At 69.4% G+C, this 4,448-nt stretch carries 4 protein-coding genes and 3 pseudogenes; 5 read left to right on the top strand and 2 right to left on the bottom strand.

Going from position 1 to position 4,448, the window contains the following annotated elements; all coding sequences use genetic code 11:
• The 5 genes and pseudogenes from RH94_RS47030 to RH94_RS37740 all read left to right on the top strand — a co-directional run.
• Positions 1-111 (top strand): annotated as a pseudogene (locus tag RH94_RS47030) (DUF3152 domain-containing protein); the annotation flags it as partial.
• Positions 112-202: 91 nt separating this feature from the next.
• Positions 203-403 (top strand): annotated as a pseudogene (locus RH94_RS37755) (IS1380 family transposase); the annotation flags it as partial.
• 341 nt (positions 404-744) lie between these two features.
• On the top strand, positions 745-1,440 hold the full coding sequence (locus RH94_RS37750) for a response regulator transcription factor (protein ID WP_073952800.1): 696 nt from the start codon (positions 745-747) through the stop codon (positions 1,438-1,440).
• Positions 1,433-2,548 (top strand): sensor histidine kinase, encoded by a 1,116-nt coding sequence (locus RH94_RS37745; protein ID WP_073952799.1) that lies wholly within the window; start codon positions 1,433-1,435, stop codon positions 2,546-2,548. Before RH94_RS37750 ends, RH94_RS37745 begins: the two co-directional genes overlap by 8 nt.
• Before the next feature lie 72 nt (positions 2,549-2,620).
• Positions 2,621-3,694, top strand: a complete 1,074-nt coding sequence (locus RH94_RS37740) for an endonuclease/exonuclease/phosphatase family protein (RefSeq protein ID WP_079189343.1) — start codon at positions 2,621-2,623, stop codon at positions 3,692-3,694.
• Here RH94_RS37740 and RH94_RS37735 read toward each other — a convergent pair.
• Both RH94_RS37735 and RH94_RS37730 read right to left on the bottom strand, forming a co-directional pair.
• Positions 3,684-3,905 carry a DUF4158 domain-containing protein gene (locus RH94_RS37735; RefSeq protein WP_073952798.1) on the bottom strand — a complete coding sequence of 74 codons (222 nt, stop codon included), beginning with the start codon at positions 3,903-3,905 and terminating at the stop codon, positions 3,684-3,686. The genes RH94_RS37740 and RH94_RS37735 overlap by 11 nt on opposite strands.
• Positions 3,906-3,940: 35 nt before the next feature.
• Positions 3,941-4,448: pseudogene (locus tag RH94_RS37730) on the bottom strand (DDE-type integrase/transposase/recombinase); the annotation flags it as partial.

Raw genomic sequence — 4,448 nt, 5'->3', positions numbered from 1 at the left:
GAGCCGGCCCCTGTGATGATGCAGCAGATCAAAGGCCTGTACGGCTGCGTCTCCAACGCCTGGCCCTACGCCCCGGACGGCGCCTTCCACGACGGTCCCCACGTGCCCTGAGTGTCGACCGGGGTGGTGCCGGCTGCGACGGTCCTGGCCGTCCACGACCCCGGCAAGGTCCGACCTCGGGCGGGGTGGGGGTGCCCCCTCTGGGGGAGTGACCGTGGACCTGGACGGTGTCCCGGTCGTCGCCCGTTCGGAGAAGCAGGAAGCGGCCCCGACCGGTAAGAAGACATACGGACACCGTCCGCTGACGGGGTTCGTCGACCACGGTCCCGGCGGCACGGGGGAACCCGCCGCAGCCCCGTTCAGGTCCGGCAATGCGGGCTCGAACACCGCCGCCGACCACGTCGCTGTCACGCCTGAAGTCCCTCCCCGCCCCGGGGACAGCACCATCCGCCCGGAGCAGTGGAACCCGGCGCCCACCCGACACGTCGGCCGGGCCACCGAGTTGTCCGCCATCAACCACGGAAACGGAAACGTCTGCCGAGTCCGTCGGCAGACCGTCATGCGAGACCGGGGGTGACGGCGACGAGCGCTGTGACGACGGTCGACCACGTCCGGCGCGTTCGGCAGGGGCCTTTTCACGCTTTGTCGCCGTAGATCTACCCACAGTCATGGAAATGCGGTGGTGCCGGCACCTATGCGGTTTTCGATATGCCGACGATATGTGGCGACTCGTACGCTCGAAGCATGCGAGTGTTGATCGTCGAGGACGAACCCTATATGGCAGAAGCCATCCGCGATGGCCTGCGCCTGGAAGCGATCGCGTCCGACATTGCCGGTGACGGTGACACCGCTTTGGAACTGCTGAGCATCAACGCCTACGACATCGCCGTCCTCGACCGCGACATTCCCGGCCCTTCCGGCGACGAGATCGCCAAACGCATCGTCACCTCCGGCAGCGGCATGCCGATCCTCATGCTCACCGCCGCCGACCGGCTCGACGACAAGGCCTCCGGGTTCGGACTCGGCGCCGACGACTACCTCACCAAGCCGTTCGAGCTCCAGGAACTCGTGCTCAGACTCAGAGCACTCGACCGCAGACGTGCACACAACAGGCCGCCCGTGCGGGAGATCGCGGGCCTGCGGCTCGATCCGTTCCGCCGCGAAGTCCACCGCGACGGCCACTACGTCGCGCTGACCAGGAAGCAGTTCGCCGTGCTCGAAGTCCTCGTCTCCGCCGAAGGCGGTGTCGTCAGCGCCGAGGAGCTTCTGGAGCGGGCGTGGGATGAGAACGCGGACCCGTTCACCAACGCCGTACGCATCACGGTCTCGGCACTGCGCAAACGGCTCGGTGAACCCTGGGTCATTGCCACGGTGCCCGGCGCCGGGTACCGCATCGACACACAACCGGCGGCCGGCCACGAGGGAGGAGACCGTGAATAGGCAGCCCGGGTTCAGCGTTCGCTTCAAGCTCACCCTCAGCTACGCCGGATTCCTCATGTTCGCCGGCCTCCTGCTGCTCGCGGCGGTGTGGGTGTTCCTCCTGCGCTACGTCCCCGATCGTGCGATGCTCATCAACCCCGACGACAAGCTCAAGGGTGTCTTTCCCGTCCGGTCCGCCCTTTTGGACGTTTTCGCTCCGAGGGCAGCCGCAGTACTGGCGTTCCTGCTGGTGTTCGGTCTCGTGGGCGGCTGGATTCTCGCCGGCCGCATGCTCGCCCCGCTGACCCGCATCACGGACGCCACAAGCATGGCCACGAAAGGATCACTCTCCCACCGGATCCGGCTGCCGGGCCGCAAGGACGAGTTCCGCGAACTCGCCGACGCCTTCGACACGATGCTCGCCCGCCTCGAAGCACACGTAGCCGAGCAGCGGAGATTCGCGGCCAACGCCTCGCACGAACTGCGCACCCCGCTGGCAATCTCGCGGACGCTTCTCGACGTGGCCCGCAACGATCCGACGCAGGACCTCGGCGAGATCATCGACCGCCTGCACGCCGTCAACGCCCGAGCGATCGACCTCACCGAGGCGCTGCTCGTACTCAGCCACGCCGACCAGAGGTCCTTCACCCGGGAACCTGTCGACCTCTCCCTGCTCGTGGAAGAGGCCACCGAGACACTGCTCCCGCTCGCCGAGAAGCGCGGTGTCACCATCGAGACCTCCGGTGACATCGCCCCGGCTTTCGGCTCACAGGCGCTCCTGCTGCAGTTGACGACGAACCTTGTGCACAACGCGATCGTGCACAACCTGCCCGACAAGGGCACGGTGCGGGCCGAGACCGGCGCCGGCCCCGAGACCGTGGTACTCACCGTCGAGAACAGCGGCGAGAAGCTCTCCCCGCAGTTGGTCTCGACTCTCACCGAGCCGTTTCAGCGCGCCACCGAACGTATTCGCAACGACCACGCAGGTGTCGGACTCGGTCTGGCCATCGTCCGGCGGATCACCGAGGTGCACGACGGATCCCTCACCATCACCCCGCGCGCTGAGGGCGGACTCCGTATCGCCGTTCAACTGCCCGCACCACCAGTACTTTCTCCGAAGGACATCTGATCAGTGAGTGAAGCGCTAAGAGAAGTTCCGGATGCGCGGCAGCAGGGCGACGCCGAGGAGCGCGCCGAGATCCTGGACACGGCTCAGGCCGGGCAGTGCGGCGCCGGTCGCGGGGACACCGGCTCGGGTGCCCGGCGCGCGCGTATCCACCGGGCGATCCGCAGCCTCTCCGGACCGGCCCCGTGGAAGCGCGGCCCGGTGCTCGCGGCGCTGGCGCTGGTGCTCGGCCTGCTCATGCTGCTGCACGCGGAGATCACGGACAGGGGCGGTCTCGGCAGCCTGGTGGAGACGTTCCTGCCGTGGTTCGGCCTGTTCATCCCGGTGCTCCTCGCCGGGGCGCTGTGGCGTCGCTCCGCCGCGGCGGTGGTCGCGCTGCTGCTGCCGGTCGTGGCGTGGCTGAGCCTCTTCGGCGGACTGCTCTCCGACAAGTCCCAGCCGGGCGGCGACCTCACCGTGGTCAGCCACAACGTCAACGCCGAGAACCCCGACCCGGCCGGCACCGCCCGCGACCTGGCCGCCTCCGGGGCGGACCTGCTGGCGCTCGAGGAGATGACCCCGCAGGCCACGGCCGCGTACGGGAAGGAGCTGGCGAAGACATACCCGTACCACACGGTGCAGGGCACGGTCGGGCTGTGGAGCAAGCTGCCGCTGTCGGACTCCCGGTCGGTCAACGTCCTGCGGGGCAATGTCGGGCCGCTGGCGAAAACCCGGCGGGCCGAGGACCTCCCCGTGGACCCGCCCCGGGCGCTGCGCACCACGGTGGCCACGGACCAGGGGCCGCTGGTGGTGTACGTGGCGCACCTGGGGTCGGTGCGGCTGATGCCCAGGCACGGCTTCTGGACGGACTCGCGCGACGTCGGCGCGGTCGCGCTCGCCAAGGCCGTCGCCGCCGAGCAGAACGAGCGGGTGGTGGTGCTCGGCGACATGAACGGCACCACCGACGACCGCGCGTTCGACGGCCTCACCTCGCAGCTGCACTCGGCCCAGGAAGCGGCCGGGCACGGCTTCGGCTTCAGCTGGCCGGCGTCCTTCCCGACGGCGCGGATCGATCAGATCCTGGTCAGGGGCGTGGAGCCGAAGAGCTCGTGGGTACTGCCGGCCACCGGCAGCGACCATCTGCCGGTGGCGGCCAGCATCAGCTGGTGACCGCTGCCGCCAGCCGATGTCGCGAGAGCTCCACAGGACACAGCTCAGCGGCCGGCCACTCAGCCGGCCGCTCCTGGTCCTCCTCGGTGTTCGCCCGGAACCCGTACGCCTCACGGATCTCCTTGCGATGCCGCTTGCCCCGGTCGCCCCGCCAGTCATGGTCCGCCCACGCCCCGGCCGGAACCTTCACCTGCGGGGCCACGTACTCCACGCCGCCGCGGGCATCTCCTTGACGGACTCCGGGAACCGGGCCTCCACATGGCAGGTGCGTTCGATCCAGGTCACGATCGCGATCCGCAGCTCGTGCCGGGTGCGCCAGGTGCGGCGGTCGAGGACGTTCTTCTGCAACAGCGCGAAGAAGCTCTCCATGGCCGCGTTGTCGCCGGTCGCACCGACCCTGCCCATCGAGCCGACCAGGCCATGACGTGCGGCAACGGAGACGAACTTCCGTGAACGGAACTGCGGTCCGTGATCGGAATGGACGATGCACCCGGCGACCTGGCCGCGGCGGGCGACGGCGGACTCCAGCGCGGCCACCGCGAGGCGGGACTTCGTCCTCGAGTCGATGGAAGTGGCCCACGATGCGGCCCGAGTACGCGTCCCTGACCGCACACAGGTACAGCGTGCCCTCGCCGGTCGCGCGCTCGGTGATGCCGGCCAGCCACAGCCGGTTGGGCGCCGTCGCGGTGAAGCCCCGCCGCACGCGGGGTCGTCATGGACCGGCGGGCCCACCTCGGCGTTCTTGCCCCGGCCC

It is taken from the genome of Streptomyces kebangsaanensis, from assembly GCF_001906585.1.
Classification (GTDB): Bacteria; Actinomycetota; Actinomycetes; order Streptomycetales; family Streptomycetaceae; genus Streptomyces; species Streptomyces kebangsaanensis.
This window is presented reverse-complemented; position numbering and strand designations above follow the sequence as displayed.